The sequence below is a fragment of the Halomonas sp. GFAJ-1 genome, from assembly GCF_000236625.2.
Classification (GTDB): Bacteria; Pseudomonadota; Gammaproteobacteria; order Pseudomonadales; family Halomonadaceae; genus Vreelandella.
This window is the reverse complement of sequence record NZ_AHBC01000039.1, coordinates 61667-85745: the sequence shown is the minus strand read 5'-3', so window position 1 is coordinate 85745 and position 24079 is coordinate 61667. Positions and strand designations below refer to the sequence as shown.

Here is a 24079-nt window from a genome sequence, read left to right as displayed (position 1 = left end):
AGTGTTAGTAAACCAACATGCTTTTGCTAATTATCGACCAATGTCTAACCTGCTATTTAGCCTTGGAAAAAACACCCAGCACGGGGTTAGACAAAAGTCGCTATTGAACTTCATGACAACAGACGGCTAACTGGCATCTCAACTTAATCGTTTAAGTTTGCGCTGTCAGCGCCTTGTGACTTCACTCCCATAACAATAAACGTCGAGGAATACCGTTATGAAAAAGACGCTTCTTTCATCTGCGATTGCCCTGGCCAGCCTGGCCAGCGCCAGCGGTGCGGTCCAGGCCGCCGATCTGACCATCTCCTGCGGAGCCGTGGGTGCAGAGCTGACCCTGTGCCAGGAGGGTGTCCGCGCCTGGGAAGAAAAAACCGGCCATCGGGTGGACGTCGTCTCTACGCCCAACTCATCTACCGAGCGCCTGTCACTCTACCAGCAGATTCTCTCGGCCAACTCCAGTGATATCGACGTCATGCAGATCGACGTGGTGTGGCCCGGTCTGCTGGCCAACCACCTGATCGATCTTCGCGAGGTATTGGGTGACGACGCAGACGAAGGCCACTTCGAAACGATCGTGGTCAACAACACCATCGATGACCGGCTGGTCGCCATGCCCTGGTTTACCGATGCAGGCGTGCTTTACTACCGGGAAGACCTGCTGGAAAAGCACGGTCATGACGTTCCGACCACCTGGCAGGCACTCACCGAAACGGCACGCGAGATTCAAGCGGCCGAACGTAACGAAGGCAACAGCCGCATGCAGGGCTTCGTGTTCCAAGGGCGCGCCTATGAAGGGCTGACCGTCAACGCGCTCGAGTGGGTTGCCAGCTTTGGTGGCGGCACCGTGGTCGATAACGACGGCGAAGTGACCATCAACAACGAGCGCGCCGCGCAGGCACTAGACCTTGCCGCCTCTTGGATTGGTGATATTTCCCCAGAAGGCGTGCTGAACTATACCGAAGAGGAAGCCCGCGGGGTTTTCCAGGGCGGTAACGCGGTGTTCATGCGCAACTGGCCCTACGCCTGGGCCCTGGCCCAAAGCGATGACAGCGACGTACGCGGCAAGGTGGGTGTGGTCCAACTGCCGGCCGGTGGTGATGAAGGGCAAAGTGCTGCTGGCCTGGGCGGCTGGAACCTGGCGGTCTCTCGCTATAGCGACAACCCCGAACTGGCCGCTGATCTGGTGGCCTTCCTGACCGGCGAGGAAGAGCAGAAGCGCCGCGCCATTCAGGCGTCCTACAACCCCACCCTGGATGCGCTCTACCAGGACGAGGAAGTGCTGGAAGCGGTGCCCTTCTTCGGCACACTCTACGACACGTTCACCAATGCCGTCGCGCGCCCGTCTGCGCCTACCGGTGATGCCTATGGCCGCGTCAGCAACGCCTTTTTCAGCACCACTCATGACGTGCTTTCCGGCAGCAAGGATGGCGCTCAGGGCGTTGCCGATCTGGAAGGCGAACTGCTGCGCCTGAAGCGTCGTAACTGGTAATTGCGGAGACTCCCATGCCGAGCACTTCTCACCACGACGCGCCCTCCGGGGCGCGTTCCATAGCGCCCCCAAGGCGCCAGCGCGGCACCAAGGTGCGCCGTCAACGGGTCAAGGCGGCCTGGCTGTTCCTGGCCCCCATGCTGATCGCCCTGACCCTGGTGGCTGGCTGGCCGCTCCTGCGCACGTTCTTTTTGAGCTTTACCGATGCATCGCTATCGGACCTGGGCGCGGCCAACCTGATCGGTTTCGAAAACTATCTGGTCTATGAGGACGGTCGCTGGTTCGGCGTACTGGCCGACCCCATCTGGTGGCGCTCGGTCTGGAACACGGTCTACTTCTCGGTGGTATCCGTGTCACTGGAAGTCATCTTCGGCGTTATCGTGGCGCTGATCCTGAATGCCGAATTCAAGGGCCGGGTGATCGTTCGGGCGGCGGTGCTGATCCCCTGGGCCATTCCGACCATCGTCTCTGCCCAGATGTGGGCATGGATGCTCAACGACCAGTTCGGCATCATCAATCATATGTTGATGGCCGTCGGCATCATCGACAACCCGATTGCCTGGACCGCCAGCGCCACCTACTCCATGTGGGCGGTCATCATGGTGGACGTATGGAAAACCATTCCCTTTGTCGCGCTGCTGGTACTGGCCGCGCTGCAGATGCTGCCCAAGGATTGCTACGAAGCCGCCGAAGTGGACGGCATTCATCCGGTACGCGTGTTCTTCAAGGTCACGCTGCCACTGATCACACCCGCGCTGATGGTGGCGGTGATCTTCCGCCTGCTGGATGCGCTGCGCGTGTTCGACGTGATTTACGTACTGACCTCCAACTCCACCAGCACGATGTCGATGTCAGTATACGCCCGCCAGCAGCTGGTCGAGTTTCAGGATGTCGGTTACGGCAGCGCCGCCTCCACGCTGCTGTTCCTGATCATTGCGCTGGCCACCATTGCCTACCTCTATCTGGGCCGCAACAAAATCCAACTGGGAGGTGACTGATGACCACTCGTCAGCTAGCTAAAATAGCCAAACGCGTCGGTTTCTGGGCACTGATTGCGCTCATCATGGTATACGCGGTCTTCCCCTTCTACTACGCTGTGATCACCTCGATCAAACCCTCCAGCGACCTGTTTCGCGTGGAACTGTGGCCCTCCGACTGGAACATGAACAACTACGTTCAAATTTTCAGCCAGACCAGCTTCCTGCGCGCCATCTTCAACTCGATCATTATCGCCTTCAGCGTGGTGTTCATTGCGCTGCTGCTGGGCATTACCGCGTCCTATGCGCTTGGACGAGTGCGTTTTCGCGGCCGCTCCACGGTACTGCTGGTGATCCTCGGGGTTTCCATGTTCCCCCAGGTGGCGGTGCTGTCGGGGCTCTTCGAGGTCATTCGCGCGCTGAACCTTTACAACAACCCGGCGGGCCTGATTCTCAGCTACACCATCTTCACCCTGCCGTTCACCGTCTGGGTGCTGACCACCTTCATGAAACAGCTGCCCATGGAACTGGAAGAGGCCGCGATCATGGATGGTGCCACCCCCTGGGTCACCATCACCAAAGTGTTTTTACCGCTGATGTGGCCCGCCATGGCCACCACCGGACTGCTGGCTTTCATTGCCGCCTGGAACGAGTTCCTGTTCGCACTGACCTTCACGCTCACCGATGCACAGCGCACGGTACCGGTTGCCATCGCGCTGCTGTCTGGCGGTAGTGCCTATGAGCTGCCCTGGGGGCCGATCATGGCGGCTTCTGTGGTAGTCACCGTACCGCTGGTGATTTTGGTGATTATTTTCCAGCGCCGCATTGTGTCGGGCCTGACCGCGGGTGCCGTCAAAGGCTAGTCCACGCGACAAATCTATTGATGAGCTGATGTTGATTCTTCAGCCACTGTTTTTAAGGAACAAATAATGCAAGACAAAATGATGTGGTGGCGCGGCGGCGTTATTTATCAAATCTACCCGCGCAGCTTTCTGGATAGCCGTGGCGACGGCGTTGGCGACCTGAACGGCATCACCGAGAAGCTGGACTACGTGGCATCACTCAACGTGGACGGCATCTGGCTCTCGCCCTTCTTTACCTCGCCGATGCTCGACTTTGGCTATGACGTTAGCAATTACTGCGACGTGGACCCGATGTTTGGCACGCTGGATGATTTCAAAGCGCTACTGAAAAAAGCTCATTCGCTAGGCCTGAAAGTGATGATTGATCAGGTGATCAGCCACACGTCCGATCAGCACCCCTGGTTTAAAGAGAGCCGCCAGGATCGTACCAATCCGAAAGCAGACTGGTTTGTATGGGCAGACCCGAAACCCGATGGCACACCGCCCAACAACTGGCTGTCGATTTTTGGCGGCTCCGCGTGGACCTTTGACTCCCGCCGCCAGCAGTACTACCTGCACAACTTCCTGACCAGCCAGCCGGACGTGAACTTCCACAATCTGGAAGCGCGTCAGGCGCAGCTCGACAACATGCGATTCTGGCTGGATTTGGGCGTCGACGGCTTCCGCTTGGATACGGTCAACTTCTACTTCCACGATGCCGAGCTGCGGGATAACCCGCCAGTACCGAAAGGCGAAGCTAAAACCCTGGGCGCACCAGAAGCGAACCCTTACACTTGGCAGCGCCACGTCTACGATCTCAGCCGCCCAGAGAACCTGGACTTCCTCAAAGACCTGCGCGCGCTGATGGATGAGTATCCCGGCACCACCACCGTGGGCGAAATAGGTGATGACAACCCGCTGGAGCGCATGGCGGAGTACACCGCCGGCGGCGATAAGCTGCACATGGCGTACACCTTCGATTTGCTCAACATGCCCCACTCCGCCAGCTACCTGCGCGAAGTGATTGAGCGCTTCCAACGTTTGGCGGGAGACGCCTGGCCCTGCTGGGCTACCTCCAACCACGACGTGGTGCGCAGCGCCACTCGCTGGGGCTCCGAAGAAGACCCCCACGCCTACCCGAAAGTCATGCTCGCTATGCTGTTCTCGCTGCGCGGTAGCGTGTGCCTTTATCAGGGCGAAGAGCTGGGCCTGCCGGAAGCCGATGTACCCTTTGAACGCATTCAAGACCCCTACGGCAAAGTGCTATGGCCTGAGTTTAAAGGCCGTGACGGCTGCCGCACGCCCATGCCGTGGACCGACGGCGACCAGGGCGGCTTCTCCCCAGTAGAGCCGTGGCTGCCGATGGAAACCCGCCATTTGGATTTGGCCGTTAGCCGCCAGCAAGACGACCCGAATGCCACACTCAATACCGTGCGTGCTCTGCTGGCGTTTCGCAGTAGCCACCCAGCGTTGTTTGATGGTGACTTAACGCTGGTGGATGTGGGTGAGGAACTACTTGGTTTCACCCGTCAAAAAGGCGACGAGACGCTACTGTGTGTCTTCAACCTGACAGGGCAAGAGCAGCACACTACGCTGCCGGTTAACGTTGCCAGCGACCACTCGGTTGCCAACTTTACCGCTGCGCGAGATGGCAGCAAGCTCACCCTGCCTGCGTATCAAGCCGCCTTTATGCAGGTCGCCTAAAGCCGCCCATAATAGTTAATAACGATAGCCGGCCCGCGACGCTCTTGAGGCCGGTAAGGAGTTTCCATGGCAAGTGTTACGCTTGAAAAGGTCAACAAAGTATTTGGCCGAGATCACATTATTAAAGACGTCGATCTCTCCATTGGCGACGGCGAATTTGTAGTATTTGTCGGCCCTTCCGGCTGCGGTAAATCGACTCTGCTGCGCCTGATTGCCGGACTGGAATCCATCAGCGACGGCGATCTCAACATTGGCGGCACCGTGGTCAATGATTTACCGCCACGAGAACGCGGCGTGGGGATGGTATTTCAGTCCTACGCGCTCTACCCGCACATGACTGTTTACGACAACATGGCGTTTGGCCTGAAGCTGGCCAAGACCAACAAAGAGACGGTGCATGAACGGGTAATGAGCACAGCGAAGATCCTTCAGCTAGAAGAGCTCTTACACCGTAAGCCCAAAGCGCTCTCTGGTGGCCAGCGCCAGCGGGTGGCCATGGGCCGCGCCATGGCCCGCGAGCCGCGTATTTTGCTATTTGATGAGCCACTCTCTAACCTGGATGCCTCGCTACGGGTGCAAATGCGTAACGAAATCGCCCGCCTGCATAACCGCCTTGGCTCTACCATGATTTACGTCACCCACGATCAGGTAGAAGCCATGACGCTGGCAGATAAAATCGTCGTACTTAACCGCGGCCATGTGGAGCAAGTGGGCAGCCCTCACGAGCTGTACCAACGCCCAGCCACGAAGTTTGTCGCTGGCTTTATTGGCTCACCCACCATGAACTTCTTACCCGCAAAACTACTCAGCGGCGCCGCTGACGGCTGCCGAGTTAACGTTGCAGGATTAGGTGACGTGACCCTGCCCCAAGCGGGCGACGGCTACGCGCAAGGCAGCTCGCTAACGCTTGGCGTGCGGCCCGAGCATCTGCGTTTGGAAGCGCCGCAGGGAGATAACTGCTTTGATATCGTTAACGTCGAATACCTGGGCAACGAAGTGTACGTTTATCTGGAGCCAAAAGAGGGCACAACGCTGCTGATCCACCGCAGCGAAGCGCCCAGCCAGTGGAAAGAGGGTCAGCAGGTATCACTGGTGCCAGATACCGCGCACGTGCATCTCTTTGACGAGAACGGTGCTGCGCTGATGCTCTCAGACGCTCGCTCAGCCGCTTAACTCGTCACAGAACGACCCATTACGGCCTTGGCGGTGAAGACAACCTTTCATGTGAGGGTAGTCGGCATACCACCAAGGCCGTTATTCTTGTGCGGGACCATTCAATAATTAGCCTGCGCTATAAAAAAGCCTAGGCATTGCACTTTTTCAGTCAACGCTTTTCACCTGTTTAGGAAGCTCCGTGACCGCCCCTCGCCGAATGACTCTAAAGGATCTTGCGCTCGAACTCGGCGTCTCTACCGCGACGATTTCCAACGCGTTTAACCGACCCGACCAGCTCTCCCCGCTGCTGCGTGACCGCATTCTCAAAGAAGCCAAGCGGCTGGGGTATAGCGGCCCCGATGCCAAAGCCCGCAGCCTGCGCACCGGTCGCTCCAGCATTGTGGCGGTGATTCTGGCCGAAAGCCTGACCTACAGCTTGAACGATGCCGTGGCCAGCGAGTTTCTTTCTGGTGTGGCCGAAGTGCTGGATGCTCACGGCCACACCCTGCTGCTGCTACCGGGCCGTGGCCACGCGTCCCAGCCGCCCGGCTCGGCCAACATTGCTGATGGGTTTATCGTTTACGGCCTTATGCCCAACAATAAGCTGCTGGATGAGCTTCCCTCTCAGCGTCCGCTGGTATCGGTGGATTTCGATATTGACGGCTGCCCCACGGTGCATATCGATGACCGCGACGCTAGTTACGATATGGCGATGCACGCGCTAAAACAGCGCCCAAAGCGCCCAGCGATCATCAACCTGCGCTTAACCAAAGAGCAGTGCAACGGCCGCGTGACGAAAGCGCACACGATGCTGCCGGATAGCAGCACCATCAGCCGCGCACGTTTAGACGGGTTTCACGCAGCGCTTAAAGAACATGGCTTCGATACTGGCGAGATCCCGCTGTGGAACATTGAAGAGAACGTGTTTGACGTGTGCTCACCGGTGATTACCGAGATCATCGACTTGCCCGCCGAACAGCGGCCTGACTTACTGCTGTGCATGTCGGATCGAATTGCGCTCACCGCGCTGACGCTGGCCGAGCAGCGGGGCATTCAGGTACCAGGAGAGCTGCGGATTACGGGGTTTGATGGCATTGCGGAAGGGCAATACCGCGCCCCGCGGTTAACCACCGTGCGCCAGGACAGCGCAGGTAAAGGGCGCGTGGCGGCCAACATGATCCTAGGGCGAATACCCAAAACCCAGCAGCTACTCAAAACCGAGCTGCTGCTGGGGGATACCTGCCCTTGAGGAGTGAGCCAAGCGTTATTGAGCAGCTTTCTGCATCGCGATAGCGGTATCTAACATACGGTTGGAGAAGCCCCACTCATTGTCGTACCACGCCATGATTTTCACTAAGCGACCGTTCACACGGGTGTGGTTGGCGTCGAAGGTGGACGAGTGCGCATCGTGATTGAAGTCGATAGACACCAGCGGTTGAGCATTAACGGCCAATACCGGAGAGCTGGCGGCGGCTTTCTCAACAATCGCATTAATCTCTTCCTTGGTGGTATCGCGACCCGCGTTGAACGTTAAATCCACCAGGGAAACGTTAATTACCGGCACGCGCACGGCCAAGCCATCGAACTTACCCGCCAGTTCCGGCAATACCATACCTACGGCTGCCGCCGCGCCGGTTTTGGTCGGAATCATGGAGTGGGTGGCGCTACGCGCACGGTAGGGGTCGGTATGGTAAACGTCCGACAGGTTCTGGTCGTTGGTGTAAGCGTGAACGGTGGTCATTAGGCCATTCTCGATACCGACCGCATCGTTCAGCGCTTTGGCAACAGGGGCTAAGCAGTTGGTGGTGCACGAAGCATTCGATACTACGGTGTGCTCTGCGGTCAGGATGTCGTCATTTACACCGTACACAATGGTGGCATCCGCATCAGGGCTCGGCGCTGAAATCAACACCCGCTTGGCGCCAGCCGCGATGTGCTTAGCCGCTGCATCGCGTTTGGTAAACAGACCAGTACACTCCATGACTAAATCAATGTTCATGGAGGCCCAAGGCAGGTTGGCCGGGTCACGCTCGGAGGAGATCGCAATACGGTCCCCATCCACGCTGATGCTCTCTGCATCATGCTCAACCGCAAACGGAAAGTGCCCATGAACGGTGTCGTGGCGCAGCAGATGAGAATTGAGGGAGGGGTCGCCCAGATCATTAATCGCAACGACCTGCACACGATCACGGTAGCCGTTCTCGTACAGCGCACGCAGCACATTGCGACCAATCCTTCCAAAACCGTTAATGGCAACTCTTATTGTCATGGTAGCACCTCAATCAAGCAGTGGTCGTAGATGGCGTATTCTGTAAAAAAATTACTAAAAATACGTATTTAATCACCTCTAGGCCGATTTAAACCTGCTGCAACCGCCTAAAGAGGCTAAAAACCATCCAATATGTAGTAAAATTACTATATAAAGACTATCTTAGTCCAATACTTAATCAACGATTCATCCGCCCTTTTTCCGGGCTTTGTTCAGCCCATGCTGCTCATCAGGAGTCACTACCATGTCCAACACCCCGCTCCCTGCCCCTCTCCGTCGTACCAAAATCGTCGCCACGCTTGGCCCAGCCAGTGACCGCCCCGGAGTGTTGGAAGCCATGCTAAAAGCGGGCGTGGATGTGGTGCGGCTGAACTTCTCTCACGGCTCCGCTGATGATCATCGCCGCCGTCTCACCGAGGTGCGCGAGATCGCTCAGCGCCTGGGCCGCAGCGTCGCGGCACTCGGTGACCTGCAAGGGCCTAAAATCCGTATTTCCCGCTTTACGGAAGGCGCCATCCACTTAGACATCGGCCAGGCGTTTGTGCTCGATATGTCGATGGATGCCAATAGCGGCACCGCCGAGCGTGTGGGCTGTGACTACAAAGCACTCATCGATGACGTCGCCCCTGGCGACCGTCTGCTGCTGGACGATGGTCGCGTCGTATTGGATGTCACCACTATTGTTGGGCAAGAAGTTCACACCCGAGTTCACGTGGGCGGCAAACTGTCCAACAATAAAGGTATTAATAAGCAGGGCGGCGGCCTGTCTGCACCGGCGCTCACCGATAAAGACAAGCAAGACCTGAAAACAGCGATCGACATTGGCGTGGATTATTTAGCCGTCTCTTTTCCGCGTCACGCCGCCGATATGCAAGAAGCCCGCGCGCTGCTGGGTGACGAAGGCAAAGAGATTGGCCTAGTCGCCAAGCTGGAACGCGCAGAAGCTGTGGCTAATGATGAGACGCTTGATGCCATTATTGAATCCTCAGAAGCAGTGATGGTGGCGCGTGGCGACTTGGGCGTTGAAATTGGTGATGAAGCGCTGATCGGCACGCAAAAACGCATTATCAAGCATGCTCGCTCACTGAATCGCGCGGTGATTACCGCCACACAGATGATGGAATCGATGATTGAGTCGCCGCTGCCCACCCGCGCAGAGGTCTTCGACGTGGCTAACGCCGTACTCGACGCCACCGATGCGGTCATGCTCTCTGCAGAAACGGCAGCGGGCAACTTTCCGGTGGAAACCGTGGAAGCCATGGATCGCGTTTGCTTAGGCGCTGAGCGTGAGCGGGTTGCTCAAGCCTCCGGACACCGCATTCATGAAGGCTTTGAGCGCATTGATGAAACCATCGCACTGTCCGCCATGTACGCGGCTAACCACTTAACGGGCGTACGCGCCATTGCCTGCATGACCTCCACCGGTTACACGCCGCTGATTGCCTCGCGCATTCGCTCAGGCTTACCAATTGTGGGTTTGGCTCACAGCCCCATCGCCCAGCGGCGCATGGCGCTTTATCGCGGTGTGGTCTCGATCCCGTTTGATACCACTCACATGGAGGCCGCCGACGTCAACAAAGAAGCCATTAAGCTGCTGAAGGCACATGGATTGGCACGCCCTGGCGAGCATGTCATCCTTACTCGCGGCGACCATATGAACGCCCACGGCGGCACCAACACCATGAAAGTACTGGCCGTTGACGCCGAATAATTTTTCTTCAGGAGACCCCACCATGACTGACGCCCGCCCTCCCCGCCAAGCCGTGCGCACGCTGCAACCGCGCAAGCGTATTGCGCTGATTGCCCACGATGGCAAAAAAACTGAGATGCTGGAGTGGGCGACGCGCTGGCAAGATACACTGAGCCAGCATACGTTGATTGGTACGGGCACTACCGCCGAGCGGCTTAAAACCGCCCTGGGGCTAGAAGTAGAAGGCTTAATGAGCGGCCCGCTGGGCGGCGACCAGCAGATTGGCGCGCGCATTGCCGAGCAGCAGCTCGACGTGCTGATTTTCTTCTGGGACCCCTTTGCCCCGCAGCCCCACGACCCGGATGTGAAAGCCCTGCTGCGCTTGGCGGCGCTATGGAACGTACCGGTGGCGTGTAACGCCGCAAGCGCCGACTTCCTGCTCTCCTCGCCCTATCTTAGCGAGCGCTACGACATGTCGATTCCCGATGCGGACGCCTGGGCCAAGGCACGCACGGTATAGCCTCCCTGAAACTCTATCGGGTACGCAGGTGACGCGATACCACCTGCTGCCCGCACTGGTAGGTTCCATTCATCGCACCCAGCACGCACTGCAGCGTTAACTCCGCAATTCGATCGTAATCCTGCAACGCAGAATTCACCGGTTGGGGCAGGAAATCTAACAGGCGGTGGTCACCAAAGGTGGCTAACCGCAGCGTCTCTGGCAGCCCACCCTGGGCAAGCAGCTCATCAAACACACCCTCCATAAGCGCGTAGGAGGCCGTCACCAGCGCATCAACCTCACCTACCGCCAAGGCTTGCTTAGCCAGCTCAACGCCCAGATCACGCTCGTAACGCTCGCCGCTAAAGGTGACTGCCTCAACTCCCTGACCTTCTAACGCCGCCAGGAAACCGGCGCGGCGCTCGCGGCTCACCGACAACTCTGGCATGGCATCTAACCAGGCAATGCGCCGCGTTGAACTCGTCATCACCGAACGTGTTAGCGCATAAGCCGCTTCATGATCATTGCTCACCACGCTGGCAAAGCGCTCGGGCGTCAGACCACGGTCCATGCCCACCACGCTCCACCCTTCATCGGCTAAATCCGCGTAAAAGGTGTCGTTTTCGGGCAGGCAGCTCGCGGTAATCAGCACTTCACAGCGCTGGGCGCGCAGCGCTAGGGCCAGCGTGCGCTCGCTGTCTGCGCAGTCGTCAGAACTCACCACCAGCAGCTGATAGCCGCGCTCGCGGGCGCCGCGCTCCAAGCGTTTAGCGAGGCGCGCATAGCTGATGTTTTCCAAATCCGGCACGATCAGGCCAATCAAACGGCTAGCGCCACGGCGCAGCGCAGCGGCCTGGGGGTCAATGTGGTAACGGTGCTGACGCACCACGGCCATGACTTTGTCGATGGTGGCTGAACTAATGCGCCGCTGTTCAGCTTGGCCGTTGATTACATAGCTTGCCGTGGTGCGCGAAACCCCGGCGAGCCGGGCAATATCGGCAAGTGTCATGCTGGTTTCTCCCTAAATGAAGACGGCAGTTTAGCAGCCGTTTTACCCTCTTCAGACAAAAGTCTAAAGAAACAACCCTTGTGCCTAAAAGTGAATCGATTCAGCATAGCCAACTAACCACAGGTGACACGATTCATCCAGCTAACCTTAACGATCTACGACTAACATCTTATGCGCGCACCTTCGCCGCCAATCGCAGACGTTGCTGTTGCCTGACCGCGTTTACAGGAGACCCCTATGTTGACACTCGGCCCCGATGACATCTTGCTCGACCGCCATGCGGACCACTGGCAAGCTGCGCTCGACAGCGCCGCCAACGCGCTAGCGGATGCTGGCTTGGTGGCGGCCGAGTACCGCGACGGCCTCCATGACCGTGAAGCGCAGTCGTCCACTTATCTAGGCAACGCCATTGCGATTCCACATGGCACGCCTGACAGCCGCCGCCATGTAAAGCGTACCGGGGTGCGGGTGCTGCAGTTTCCGCAAGGTGTTGAGTGGCACGATGGCAACACGGTGTACGTACTGGTCACCATTGCAGCGCAAAATGATGAGCATCTGGACATTCTGCGCCAGCTGACCCACGTTCTCGACCGCGATGGTGTAGCCACTAAGCTGGCCAGCGCCAGCTCCGCCGCTGATGTGGCTCGACTGCTATCCAAGCCGACACTGGCACCTCGCCTGGATGCCGATACGCTATGCATTAACTTTCCCGCCCGAGACCCGCAGGAACTGGCCCTAGCGGCGGCAGCGCGGCTACGCCAAAGCGGCTGTGTGGATAACGGCTTTATCAGCGCAGTTGCTGGCACCCAGCCCCAGTGGCTGGGCAAAGGCCTGTGGCTTTCAAGCCACGCCCAAGGTGTCAACCATCCTGCACTAGGTGTAGCGACGCCCGCCGACACCACGCTTGAGCATAGCGGCCACCCGGTTCATGCGCTGTTCTGCCTCGCCGCCAGCGGCGATGCCCACCGGCCGCTGCTTGAGCAGCTCATGGCGGTACTAGAGAACGGCGAAAGCGAGAGCTTTGTAGGCAAAAACAGCGCCCAGCTTCTTGCGGCATTGGCTGGAGAAACCGCCAGCACTCACACCCGGCGCGTGCGCGTATTGAACCCCCACGGCCTGCATGCTCGCCCGGCCAAACAGCTGGTACAGATCGCCCGTGCCCAGCCCATGCCCATTAATGTGCGCCTGGAAGAAGGCAGCGCCACCACCGTCTCTGCCGCCAGCCTGACCAAAGTGATTGGTTTGGGTGCGCGCCGCGGCCAGTGGCTGACTTTCTCCGCCGAGGGCGAACAAGCGAGCGCCGCGCTAGACGCCATGGCCGCCGCCGTCGAAGAGGGCTTGGGTGAAAAAGTCACGCCGTTCGACGGGGGCCGCGATGCCACGCCCGCCGCCAACGCCAGCAAGCCTGCCGTGGAGCCGCTGGCCGCCGATAAACCGCACACCGGCGTGGCAGCCTCGCCAGGGTTAGCGATTGCCCCGGTGTTTGTTATTCGCCCAATGCAGTTTGATTACCCTGAGCATGCCAGCGACCCCACCCAAGAGATCGCACGCTTAGAGGCCGCCCTCAAAGAGGGCGCTGCCCAGCTGCAGGCGCTGGTACACAACGCCCCTGGCGGCGAAGTAGCCGATATTCTCTCCATGCACGAAGAGATGCTCGACGACCCCGAACTGCACCAGGCGGCGATTGACGCCATCCGCGAAGGCCGCTCGGCGCAAGCGGGCTGGTGGGAGGCCATCGACACCGCCGCCCACGCCCAAGAGATGCTGGCCGACCGCCTGCTGGCGGAACGCGCTGCCGACCTGCGCGATGTAGGCCGCCGCGTGCTCGGCGTGCTGTGCGACGTTACCCTGCCCGAGCCGCCCGACCACCCCTATATTCTGGTGATGGACGATATCGGCCCCTCTGATGTGGCCCGCCTAGACACCTCCCGCGTGCGCGGCCTGCTGACCGTTCGCGGCGGCGCGACCGCCCACAGCGCCATCTTGGCACGTGCGCTGGGCATTCCTGCCGTGGTAGGCGCCGGTGAAGCGGTGATGGCGCTGCATAACGGCGGCATGATGATTCTGGATGGCGAGCGCGGCCGGGTGACCTCGCAGCCTTCCGAGGAGCGCCTGCGCCGCGCCGAGCAGCAGCTGCTCGACCAGCAGCAGCGTGAAGCAGATGCCTGGGAGCTGCGCTTTGAGCAAGCGCAAACCCGCGACGGCCACAAGGTGGAGGTGGCTGCCAACCTGGGCAACACTGCCCACGCCACCGATGCGGTAGAGCGCGGCGCGGAAGGGGTCGGCCTGCTGCGCACCGAGTTCCTGTTCATGGCCTACTCCAGCGCTCCGGATCTCGCCACGCAAATTGCCGAATACCGCGAAGCCACCGATGCGCTGAATGGCCGCCCGCTCGTCGCCCGCACCCTCGACGTTGGCGGCGACAAGCCGCTGCCCTACTGGCCGGTGCCCCAGGAAGACAATCCCTTCCTTGGCCTGCGCGGTATTCGCCTAGCGCTAACCCAGCCGGACGTACTGGAAACCCAGATTCGCGCACTGCTGATAGCGGCCGTGGGCAAACCGTTGCGCATCATGCTGCCGATGGTCAAAGATGTGGCCGAGTTCCGCGCCGCGAAGGCGATCTATGACCGCCTGCTGAGCGAAATCGCCCCCCAGCAGCGCGCCACCGACGTACAGCTTGGCGTGATGATTGAGGTGCCCTCAAGCGCCCTATTAGCGCCAACACTCGCCGCAGAAGTCGACTTCTTCTCCGTGGGCACCAACGACTTAACGCAATACACCCTCGCAATTGATCGTGGCCATCCGGAGCTTTCTGCCCAAGCCGATGGCCTGCACCCGGCGGTACTGCGGTTGATTCAAATGACCGTCGAAGCCGCCCACGCACAAGGCAAATGGGTTGGTGTGTGTGGTGAGCTGGCTTCTGATGCCATGGCCGTGCCGGTTCTGGTGGGCTTGGGTGTTGACGAACTCTCCGTCAGCGCACGCCAAATCCCGCTGGTCAAATCCCGCCTGCGCGAGTTTGATCTTGCCCAAGCCCAGGCGAGCGCCCAGTTAGCGCTGAGCAAAGCCACCAGCGATGAAGTCCGCGATGCTCTGGAGGCCAGCTAATGGCAAGAGTCGTCTGTATTACGCTGAACCCAGCGCTAGATCTCGCCTTCAACCTGGATGCGCTGACGCTGGGGCACGTCAACCGCCCCACCGGCGCGCAGCTGGAGGCCGCAGGTAAAGGGGTAAACGTCGCGCGGGTATTGGCAAGCCTGGGCCACGAGGTGGTCGTGAGCGGCTTTTTAGGCGAAGAGAACGACGCCCCTTTCAGCCTCGCCTTCCCCCGTTACGGCGTCGAAGATGCTTTCGTCCGGGTGCCGGGTAACACGCGCATCAACGCAAAACTGGCCGAGCAGAGCGGCCGCGTGACCGACATCAACGGCCCCGGCATGCCCATCGAAGCCACCCATCTGGATGCTTTACGCACCATGTTAAGCAGCCTGTTTGAAAGTAGCGCGCCGCCTCAATCCGTGGTGGTCGCAGGTAGCCTGCCTCCCGGCATCGACCAGTACACGTTTAGCGAGCTGCTCACCTTTCTAAAAGGTTTCGGAGTACCACTCTGGGTAGACACCAGCGGCCCGGCGCTGCTCACGGCGATTGCCGCGCAGCCTGCAGCCGTGAAGCCGAACGAAACTGAGCTGGCCGACTGGGCGGGCAGCGCGCTTGATAGCGACCAGCAGCGCCAAGCGGCTGCCGAGCGGCTGCACGCCAGCGGTATCGAACACGCGCTGATTTCAGCAGGTGCCGAGGGTGTTCTATGGGTGAGCCAGCACGGCACTTGGCAATCCACGCCACCCACCGTCATCGCCACCAATACCGTTTGCGCGGGTGACACCTTTGTGGCGGGCATGCTCCACGGGCTGCTGAGCCACCACTCGCCCGAAGACACGCTTCGCTTCGCCACGGCGCTGTCTGCCGACGCGGTACGCCATGTTGGTGTGGGCACGCCCCACGCCGATGATTTTGACTCACTCCAACAACAGACCCGGGTACGGCGTCTTGACGACACCCACACCGAGGGAGCCACGCGATGAACCTGATTCTGATTACCGCCTGCCCCAGCGGCATGGCGACCACTTTTCTAGCCGCTAAGCGCTTAGAACAAGCGGCCACACGGCTGGGCTGGCACGTCCATGTGGAGATGCACGGCGAGATTGCGCCGCTGCAAGCCGCCAGCGCCGAGCAAATTGCTAACGCCGACTTAATTGTCGTAGCCGCCGACCACGTGCCCGCTCCAGAACGTTTCGAAGGTAAGCGGCTGTTCCAGGCCCCCATTGCCAGCGCCCTGCCCGACCCCAGCGCCTTTTTAAGCCAGGCCAAGCGGGAAACGCCGATTTTCAGCGCTCCGGCAGCCACAGCGGCTACCCAGGCAAGCAGCGCGGGCGGCAAAAAAATTGTCGCCGTCACCGCCTGTCCCACCGGCGTTGCCCATACCTTTATGGCAGCAGAAGCGCTGGCGGAGGCGGGTAAAGCCATGGGACACCAGATTCGCGTGGAAACCCAGGGCTCGGTGGGCGCACAAAACAAACTGAATGAAGAAGAGATCGCCGCCGCCGACGTGGTCGTATTAGCCTGCGATATCGAAGTGGACCCCACTCGTTTTGCGGGAAAACGTATTTATCGTACGTCCACCAGTAACGCCCTGAAAAAGCCACGCCCGACGCTTGAAGCCGCCTTTACCGACGCTGTGGTGGAGCACGGCACCAGCGCCGCCAATGGCGCATCGGCCAAAAAAGGCATGAAAGAGAAAGGCGTCTACAGGCACCTGCTTACTGGTGTTTCCTTTATGCTGCCCATGGTGGTGGCAGGCGGCTTGTTAATTGCCCTCTCGTTCGTGTTCGGTATCGAAGCGTTCCAAGAAGAGGGAACGCTTGCCGCCGCGCTGATGCAAATTGGTGGTGGTACCGCGTTTGCCCTGATGATTCCCGTGCTGGCAGGTTATATCGCCTACTCCATTGCCGACCGCCCTGGTATCGCTCCCGGTATGATTGGCGGCATGCTGGCCGCCAATATTGATGCTGGCTTTATCGGCGGCATTTTGGCCGGTTTCTTGGCAGGCTACGTGGCCTTGGCCGTGACTCGGTACGTTAAGCTGCCCGCGAGCATCGAATCCCTCAAGCCCATTCTGATTATTCCCTTTGTGGCCAGCCTCGTCACAGGCCTGACCATGATCTACGTGATTGGGGAACCCGTGGCCGCCATTATGGCCGCCCTAACCGGCTTCCTCTCCTCTATGGGGTCTACCAATGCGGTGCTACTGGGGATTTTACTGGGTGCCATGATGTGCTTTGACCTAGGTGGCCCAGTGAACAAAGCGGCCTACACCTTTGGCGTGGGCCTGCTCGCATCACAAACCTATGCGCCCATGGCAGCCATTATGGCAGCGGGCATGGTACCGGCCATTGGCATGGGCATTGCGAGCTTCGTGGCGCGCAATAAGTTCTCGGCCCCCGAGCGGGAAGCCGGTAAGGCGTCTTTCGTACTGGGCCTGTGCTTTATTAGTGAAGGGGCGATTCCGTTTGCGGCAAAAGACCCGCTGCGGGTGATTCCCGCGTGTATCGCCGGTGGCGCGGTCACGGGTGCACTCTCCATGCTAGTCGGTGCCAAGCTTATGGCCCCTCATGGCGGCATCTTCGTCCTGCTGATTCCTAATGCGATCACCCCGGCCCTGCTCTACCTGGGTGCCATTGTCGTAGGCTCTCTGATTACGGGCCTTGGCTACGCGTTTATCAAACGTGGTGCCGCACAAGTGGCCGTTGCCAGCTAAACGCTGCACACTGAGGGCGAAATGTTCTTGCCCTTTTGCTTCTGCTTTTATGTTGATTGGGCGGCCATATTAGAGCCGCCCACCCCTTTAGCGTTTTATTCACTACTTTTCTTACAATTAATCGTTTCTAGGTGTTTCAAACAGCTCAACATGTAGTATTTTTACATAAATAATAGCGACGTTACGGGGAGTGTTTTCGCCCTCGCCAGTGATAACGATGTACACCAGATGCAAAAACAACAGGACCGCCCGTTATGTTTCAACTCACTCGCAGTGTCACTTGGCAGGCTCTTGAGCGCCTGCGCGACAAAACGACTCAAGACCGTATCCGAGATTATTTCACCAACGACCCACAGCGCTTTGAAAAAATGAGCCTGCGCGTCGGCGGCCTATTTCTCGATTACTCAAAGCACCACGTTTCTGACGAGGTGCTCGCTAAGCTGATTGAGCTAGCTGACCACTCTGCACTGGTACAGCGACGTGCCCAGATGTTCTCGGGGGACATTATTAACGTCACCGAAAACCGTCCCGTACTTCACACGGCTCTCCGCCATTTAGGCGATGAGCCCGTGTATGTGGATGGCGAAGACGTGATGCCCGAAATTACCCGTACCCGCGAGCAGATCAAAGCGTTCTCCGAAGCGGTGCGTAACGGCGAGTGGAAAGGCTATGACGGCCAGCGCATTAAAGACGTAGTGAATATCGGTATTGGTGGCTCTGATCTAGGCCCCAATATGGCGGTCCGTGCCCTGTTGAAATACCGCCACCCAGAGCTGCACTTCCACTTTGTTTCCAACGTGGACGGCACTCATATTCAGAAGGTGCTATCACGACTCAATCCCGCCACCACGCTCTTTATTGTTTCTACCAAAACCTTCTCCACCCAGGAAACCCTGCTAAACGCCAAGACCGCACGGCGCTGGTTCCTGGAAAACGCCGGAGAAGACGCCGACGTCGGCGCGCACTTTATTGCCGCCTCTACCAACCGCAAAGCGGCGATGGAGTTCGGCATTCGTGAAGAGAACGTGTTCGAGTTCTGGGCCTGGGTAGGCGGCCGCTACTCCATGTGGTCATCCATCGGCTTGCCCATTGCGCTCTCTATTGGCTTTGAAGGCTTTATTGAGCTGCTGGAAGGCGCTCACGAGATGGACCGGCACTTTATCGAAGCGCCCTTCGCCCAGAACATGCCGGTACTGATGGCGCTGATTGGCATTTGGTACATTAACTTTATCGGTGCCGAGACCCAGGCCATCGTGCCCTACGATCAGGCGCTGAACCAGTTGCCTTCCTTCCTGCAGCAATTGGATATGGAGTCTAACGGCAAGTCGGTGGATATTTTCGGTCATCCGGTCAATTACAAAACCGGCCCGATTGTGTGGGGCCAAACCGGCTCTAACGGCCAGCACGCGTTCTTCCAGCTGCTACACCAGGGCACCCGCTATGTGCCCATCGACTTTATCGCCTCGCTCAAGCCGGAACCCGGCGTGGAAGACCACCACTTCGCGCTGCTCACCAATATGCTGGCACAAGCCAACGCCTTTATGGAAGGCAGCCAAGGCGACAGCAAAGAGCTCAGCCAGCTCGACCCCTATAGCTGCCCAGGCAACCGCCCTTCCAGCACGCTGCTACTCGACGAGCTGACGCCGAAAAACCTCGGCGCGCTGATTGCGCTCTACGAACACAAGGTGTTCGTCCAGGGCGTGATTTGGAACATCAATTCGTTCGACCAATGGGGCGTGCAGCTGGGCAAGCGCATCGCCGGAGAGATCAGCGAGCGCATCGACGCCAACGCCGCCGACTTCGATGCTTCTACCCAGGGGCTGCTAGAGCTGGTGCGTGCTCACTTTCCCAGCACGGCGCATCAAACCCAACATGCAGAGCCAGCGAGCAGTGATAAAAAACCGGCGCGGAAGAAGCGCTAGGCTAAAAGGTAAGTAAACACAGCGCCTTGGCAGACTGCCAGGGCGCTTCTGCAATATCTCTTGTCATATTGTACGAGGTGAACGTCATGCAGCATCTTCACCAAGCCATCCAACGCTGCCCGAGAGTTGCGGTATACGGCACGTTAAAGCACGGCCATCGCAATCATCATTGGTTAAACGGCGCTGGCATTCTGGGCCAAGACCATTTAACAGAGATCACTCTTTACGACCTTGGCCCCTACCCAGGCGCTAAGCTCACGCCTTCTACAGGCGTTGTGGTGGAGGTGTATGCCATTAACGCTGATCAGCTAGCGCGGCTCGATGAGCTAGAAGATTACCTGCATCACTCTCCTGCAAAAGGGATGTACGACCGGACGGTGTTAACAACACAGTATGGCGATGCATGGTGCTATATCTACAACCCAACGGTTGATGCAACGTCGTTGATCAAGAGCGGAAAGTGGTAAAACAGTTTAAAGAAGGGCCAGCGCCTCTTCTGTACTCACAATCTCTGCATACTCCCCGTCTAAATTCGCCAGCGACATCGCATGCACCTCATAGGCAGTACGATAGGTGCCGGCGTAATCTCGCTTTGCAAACGTGAAAGTGGCTGTACTGACCGCTTGGTTGCGGTGCTGCGCAAACCTCATATACTGTATTTATGAACATATATGTTGATACTACGTACGAGGTGGCAGATGACATCACTAGATCCCTCTCGCGCGACCGTGCATAAAGGGCGCGGTGCAACCTATGACCCGCATAACCGCTTTGCCCCTACCCACAGCGTGGCGGAGGATGACGGCTGGTGGCAGGAAGAAGCCTCTAGCTCGCTGGCAACAGAAGTACGCGAGGAAGCCAGTAAAAGCGCACTCTCTTGGAACAACTCGCCAGATTTGCCTTTTGATCGTTCGCTTAACCCTTACCGTGGTTGTGAACATGGCTGTGTCTACTGCTATGCGCGCCCCTCCCACGCTTATTGGGATTTTTCGCCAGGGCTGGATTTTGAAACCAAGTTGATCGCCCGCAGCGGGCTGGTGGAACACTTAAAAGAGGAGCTTTGCCACCCTCACTACGTTTGCCGCCCGATAAACCTATCCGGCAATACCGACTGTTATCAGCCGCTAGAGGCCACCTACCAAACCACCCGCCGTTTGCTGGAATTACTGCTGGCTTGCCGCCACCCTGTCACGCTTGTGACAAAAAGCACACTGGTGCTGCGGGATTTGGATCTCTTGGCAGAAATGGCCGAGCATCGCTTAGTGCGGGTATTTGTCAGTTTAACCAGCCTGGATGCCAACCTTAAACGCACGTTAGAACCCCGCGCGGCATCGCCTCAGGCGCGTTTGAAGGTGATCCGACAGCTAAACACAGCGGGCATACCGGTGGGCACGTTGGTGTCACCGATTATTCCGGGGCTTACCGACCACGAAATTGAGCGAATTTTGGAGGCTGCAAGCCGTGCAGGGGCGCGCACCGCCACTTGGATGCTGCTGCGACTCCCCAATGAAGTCGCTCCCCTATTTGAAGCTTGGCTGGAAGCCCACTACCCCGAGCGAGCGGCTAAAGTGATGAGCCTCATTCGCCAGTGCCGAGGCGGCCAGAACTACGACGCGCAGTTTGGTAAGCGCTTTCGCGGTAAAGGGATATTTGCCGACTTGATCGCCCAGCGCTTTAACCGCGCAAGTCGCCAGTGGAACATGCAGAACCGCACCGAACAGGGATTAAACACTCGGGATTTTTGCCCACCCCGGGCACAGGGGGATTTATTCATTTAAGCTAGGCAGCACACTGATTAGTTGCCGCCAAGGAAACCGAATGCCCCCGCTCAGCAAAACCAAGTCGAGTTTTTACCGCCGCTTATATGTGGCACATTTAATTGCGCAAGGTGTCGCGAGCGTGCCCGCCCTTATTGAAGCCACCGGCATGCCAAGGCGTACCGCGCAAGATACCATCACCTCCCTGGCAGAACTGGATATCGAGTGTGTGTTCGAGAAAGGCGAAGGCGAACGGCATAATATTGGCCACTACACCATAAAACACTGGGGCGCCATTGACTCGCATTGGGTAGCCGTTAATGCGGAGCGTTTGGGGCAAGCGCTGGGCTATCGTTAACCTCGTCAGTTTCCGCCCACGCTAGCCTTGCCGCATTGAGTGTAACGCTAAGCGAGCTGGCTGCCATGGCCAGCACGGCCACCAACGGCGGTATCGCCATCACCACCACTAACCCCAGGGCTAAAGTGTTGTAAAGCGCTGAAAACGCAAGATTTTGCACCATTGCCCGACGTGTACGCTTGGCAATGCTTAGTAGCCGCACCACGCCACCCACTCCTGGCGTTAGCAACTGCGCAGCGGCCCCCTCCCGAGCAGCCTCGCTTGCCTGCATAGGGGCAACACCAACTCCTGCGGCAGCCAAACTGAGTGTATCGTTAACACCATCTCCCACGTAGAGCGTAAGGGATGGTAGCGCAGTTAGGAGTTTTGCTTTAGCTTCCGGTGAGCGCTGCGCGTAGCACGCTTCTTTGGGTAGCCCTACCTGCTGACCCAGCCAAGTCACGGGACCTTGGCGGTCACCGCTGATCATCGCCAGCCCATAACCTGAAATTTGTAACTGCTGTATGGTTGCTTGGGCATCAGATACCGGCTGATCAGCTAGGTATAGCGTGGCAAGCCAGCCTTGACTGTCAGCCACTACCACTTGAGAGGCAAAGTCGTAAGTGGGGTCTTGGGCGCGCTCAGGCAAGTCTTGGCCTTGCTGTTCAAGCTGCCCCCCCACCCATGAGGCGCTGCCTAAAGACCACTGCTCACCGTTAGTAAACGTCATTCGCTGACCTTTACCAGGGTACTCTTCTAGCTCCTCTAACTGCGCAACCTTATCGTTTGCATGGCTTTCAGGATTAGTTGCCCAACGCAGCAGGCCGTAAGCGAGTGGATGCTCACTTTGCCTAACGGCGGAACATAACATCTGCTGAAAGTCGGCTTGGTCTTTGGGGTGACGCAGGACAGCATGCAGCACGCTATGCTGACCACGGGTTAGCGTGCCGGTTTTATCAAAAGCGATGGCACGCACGTTGGCGAGAATTTCCAGAGCCGCGGGGTCGCGTAGGGCAACACCTTGCTGCATCGCTTGGCCACTGCCGGCTAGGCTTGCCAGCGGCACCGCAAGGCCTACCGCGCAGGGGCAGGCTACCACTAATACAGAAAGCGCACGCACGGTGGCTTCTTCCCACCCCACCCCAAATAGCAACGCAGCAGGCAGCGTCAAAACCCCAAGCACCAGCGCGGCAGGGCTTAACCAAGCGGCAAACCGTTCGGCTAAGGTTTGTAGTTCGCCCTTTTGGGCCTGAAAGCGGCGCATTTGTTCGCACAGCTTATCTACCCGCCGCTGTCCAACCGGTGCAGTGACCCGAAGTTTAAGGGGAGCTGACCCACTTAAGTAACGGCAGCCCGCATACACCTGCTGGCCCGTAGCAAAGAAGCGCGGCACGCTTTCGCCGGAGAGTGTCGCAGTATCTATCCAACCAGATGTTTCCAGCGTACCGTCCAGGGGAATTGCCTCACCTGGGAGCACGTCTATTTGTGCGTCCAGGGCAATTTCTTCAACGGGTAACCTTACCGGCTGACGATCCTGCCAAACAGTCACCTCCACGCTGGGTAGCGCTAGCGCATCGAATGCCTTTAACCCCCGTTGCCGGCAAAAAGTCTCTACTAGGCGACCAACCAAAAGCAGCACAATCAGCATCACGGCGGTATCAAAATAGACCTCCACTGAGCCACGCCATAAAAGCCCAGTTGAAACCACTACCGCCCCCACAACCCCTAAACTGACCAGCACATCCATACCTGGGCGCTTGGCAAGCAGCGTGCGCCAACCGGCTCGGTAGAATGGCAGACCAGCATAAAGCACCACGGGCAGCGCAAACGCCCCAGAGATCCACGCCACTACACTCTCTATCTGAACAGTGGGCAGCGCACCGGCGTATATCAGCAGTGAAGCCAGCATGGTCCACATGCCAAACACGGAGCCAACGATTAAACGAAGCGTCAGGTAGCGGCTCTCTTGCTCAAGGCGCGCATGGGCATCACCAACCGCCTCCAGCGCGGTTAACCGATAGCCAATTTTTGCCACGTGAGGCGCGAGCACCGCTAGCCGAATAGTGTCGGGCACTCCTTTAATCCACACCGTGGCAGTTGGGTAGTGAACGCTAACCTCTGAAACACCCACCAGGCGTTTTAGCACCCCCTCTACAGCCAGTGCACAGCTGGTACACCACATGCCGTGGAGGGTATAGAGTGGCGCTTCAATGACCTCTTCGCACCGAGGCTGCTCTTTATGCATGGCGCAGCCAAATCCCTAGAGACAAGGGGGCACCCCAATGATAGGCAGCGCGACAAACACAACGCTAAGTGCTGAAAACAGGTATAGCCCCGCAGAAACTGCCGCATTAAATCGCGCTCGCCCATGGTGTTGCTTCACTGCTTGCCAACACCCCCAGGTGAGGGCCACCAGCACGGCAGTGGTCAATAGACTGATCAGCAGTAGCCCTCCATTCAGCAGGGTAAATACCCCCTGGTCCGGCGCGGGCGGCGCAGCTTCACAGGCTACTGCGTGCCCTCCATAAACCGCGACAAACCAGATACACCACAGCGTCAAACCAATCACAAAGTGAAGGGGATGGGTTAAACGCAAACGCTCCATTAGAGTTGTCAT

At 58.4% G+C, this 24079-nt stretch carries 20 protein-coding genes; 15 read left to right on the top strand and 5 right to left on the bottom strand.

The features are described from left to right. Positions 1-217 precede the first annotated feature (217 nt). From MOY_RS11005 to MOY_RS10980, 6 genes are all read left to right on the top strand, one after another. Positions 218-1489, top strand: coding sequence for an ABC transporter substrate-binding protein (locus MOY_RS11005; protein ID WP_009099646.1), 1272 nt, complete (start codon positions 218-220; stop codon positions 1487-1489). Between the two features lie 14 nt (positions 1490-1503). Beyond that, entirely contained in the window at positions 1504-2487 is a 984-nt protein-coding gene (locus tag MOY_RS11000; protein ID WP_009099644.1) for a carbohydrate ABC transporter permease, read from the top strand. Further along, positions 2487-3329 (top strand): carbohydrate ABC transporter permease, encoded by an 843-nt coding sequence (locus tag MOY_RS10995; protein WP_009099642.1) that lies wholly within the window; start codon positions 2487-2489, stop codon positions 3327-3329. The genes MOY_RS11000 and MOY_RS10995 overlap by 1 nt, the downstream gene beginning before the upstream one ends. A 66-nt stretch (positions 3330-3395) precedes the next feature. Beyond that, the gene (locus MOY_RS10990) at positions 3396-5012 is read left to right on the top strand and encodes an alpha-glucosidase family protein (RefSeq protein WP_009099641.1); all 1617 of its coding nucleotides are present in this window, start codon (positions 3396-3398) and stop codon (positions 5010-5012) included. A 66-nt stretch (positions 5013-5078) separates the two neighbouring features. After that, complete coding sequence (locus MOY_RS10985; RefSeq protein WP_009099639.1) at positions 5079-6185, top strand: ABC transporter ATP-binding protein; 1107 nt, start codon at positions 5079-5081, stop codon at positions 6183-6185. Between the two features lie 199 nt (positions 6186-6384). Next, positions 6385-7416, top strand: a complete 1032-nt coding sequence (locus MOY_RS10980) for a LacI family DNA-binding transcriptional regulator (protein WP_035540598.1) — start codon at positions 6385-6387, stop codon at positions 7414-7416. A gap of 15 nt (positions 7417-7431) precedes the next feature. Here MOY_RS10980 and gap read toward each other — a convergent pair whose 3' ends face one another. Next, entirely contained in the window at positions 7432-8436 is a 1005-nt protein-coding gene (gene gap, locus MOY_RS10975; RefSeq protein ID WP_009099628.1) for a type I glyceraldehyde-3-phosphate dehydrogenase, read from the bottom strand. Between the two features lie 244 nt (positions 8437-8680). On the opposite strand from gap, the gene pyk reads away from it, so the two are divergent. Both pyk and MOY_RS10965 read left to right on the top strand, forming a co-directional pair. Then, positions 8681-10147 carry a pyruvate kinase gene (gene pyk, locus MOY_RS10970; protein WP_009099625.1) on the top strand — a complete coding sequence of 489 codons (1467 nt, stop codon included), beginning with the start codon at positions 8681-8683 and terminating at the stop codon, positions 10145-10147. Between the two features lie 22 nt (positions 10148-10169). Further along, complete coding sequence (locus MOY_RS10965; protein ID WP_009099623.1) at positions 10170-10646, top strand: methylglyoxal synthase; 477 nt, start codon at positions 10170-10172, stop codon at positions 10644-10646. 13 nt (positions 10647-10659) lie between these two features. On the opposite strand, the gene cra is transcribed toward MOY_RS10965, so the two are convergent. After that, positions 10660-11634 (bottom strand): catabolite repressor/activator, encoded by a 975-nt coding sequence (gene cra, locus MOY_RS10960; protein WP_009099622.1) that lies wholly within the window; start codon positions 11632-11634, stop codon positions 10660-10662. Between the two features lie 237 nt (positions 11635-11871). On the opposite strand from cra, the gene ptsP reads away from it, so the two are divergent. The 5 genes from ptsP to MOY_RS10935 all read left to right on the top strand — a co-directional run bounded on the left by ptsP (position 11872) and on the right by MOY_RS10935 (position 19835). Further along, positions 11872-14742, top strand: coding sequence for a phosphoenolpyruvate--protein phosphotransferase (gene ptsP / locus MOY_RS10955; protein ID WP_009099620.1), 2871 nt, complete (start codon positions 11872-11874; stop codon positions 14740-14742). Continuing rightward, entirely contained in the window at positions 14742-15713 is a 972-nt protein-coding gene (gene pfkB, locus MOY_RS10950; RefSeq protein ID WP_009099618.1) for a 1-phosphofructokinase, read from the top strand. Before ptsP ends, pfkB begins: the two co-directional genes overlap by 1 nt. Beyond that, entirely contained in the window at positions 15710-17446 is a 1737-nt protein-coding gene (locus MOY_RS10945; RefSeq protein WP_009099615.1) for a PTS fructose-like transporter subunit IIB, read from the top strand. The genes pfkB and MOY_RS10945 overlap by 4 nt, the downstream gene beginning before the upstream one ends. Positions 17447-17700: 254 nt before the next feature. Then, a complete protein-coding gene (pgi, locus tag MOY_RS10940) occupies positions 17701-19368 on the top strand; it encodes a glucose-6-phosphate isomerase (protein ID WP_009099612.1) in 1668 nt (555 codons plus the stop codon). Between the two features lie 86 nt (positions 19369-19454). Next, a complete protein-coding gene (locus MOY_RS10935; RefSeq protein WP_009099610.1) occupies positions 19455-19835 on the top strand; it encodes a gamma-glutamylcyclotransferase family protein in 381 nt (126 codons plus the stop codon). Between the two features lie 6 nt (positions 19836-19841). Here MOY_RS10935 and MOY_RS17370 read toward each other — a convergent pair whose 3' ends face one another. Next, positions 19842-20018 carry a hypothetical protein gene (locus MOY_RS17370; protein ID WP_009099607.1) on the bottom strand — a complete coding sequence of 59 codons (177 nt, stop codon included), beginning with the start codon at positions 20016-20018 and terminating at the stop codon, positions 19842-19844. A 48-nt stretch (positions 20019-20066) separates the two neighbouring features. On the opposite strand from MOY_RS17370, the gene MOY_RS10930 reads away from it, so the two are divergent. Further along, on the top strand, positions 20067-21146 hold the full coding sequence (locus tag MOY_RS10930; protein WP_009099605.1) for a PA0069 family radical SAM protein: 1080 nt from the start codon (positions 20067-20069) through the stop codon (positions 21144-21146). Between the two features lie 40 nt (positions 21147-21186). Beyond that, a complete protein-coding gene (locus tag MOY_RS10925) occupies positions 21187-21483 on the top strand; it encodes a winged helix-turn-helix domain-containing protein (RefSeq protein ID WP_009099604.1) in 297 nt (98 codons plus the stop codon). Here MOY_RS10925 and MOY_RS10920 read toward each other — a convergent pair. Both MOY_RS10920 and MOY_RS10915 read right to left on the bottom strand, forming a co-directional pair. Continuing rightward, a complete protein-coding gene (locus tag MOY_RS10920; RefSeq protein ID WP_009099602.1) occupies positions 21443-23707 on the bottom strand; it encodes a heavy metal translocating P-type ATPase in 2265 nt (754 codons plus the stop codon). The genes MOY_RS10925 and MOY_RS10920 overlap by 41 nt on opposite strands. Positions 23708-23722: 15 nt before the next feature. Further along, positions 23723-24079, bottom strand: coding sequence for a hypothetical protein (locus MOY_RS10915; RefSeq protein ID WP_035540596.1), 357 nt, complete (start codon positions 24077-24079; stop codon positions 23723-23725).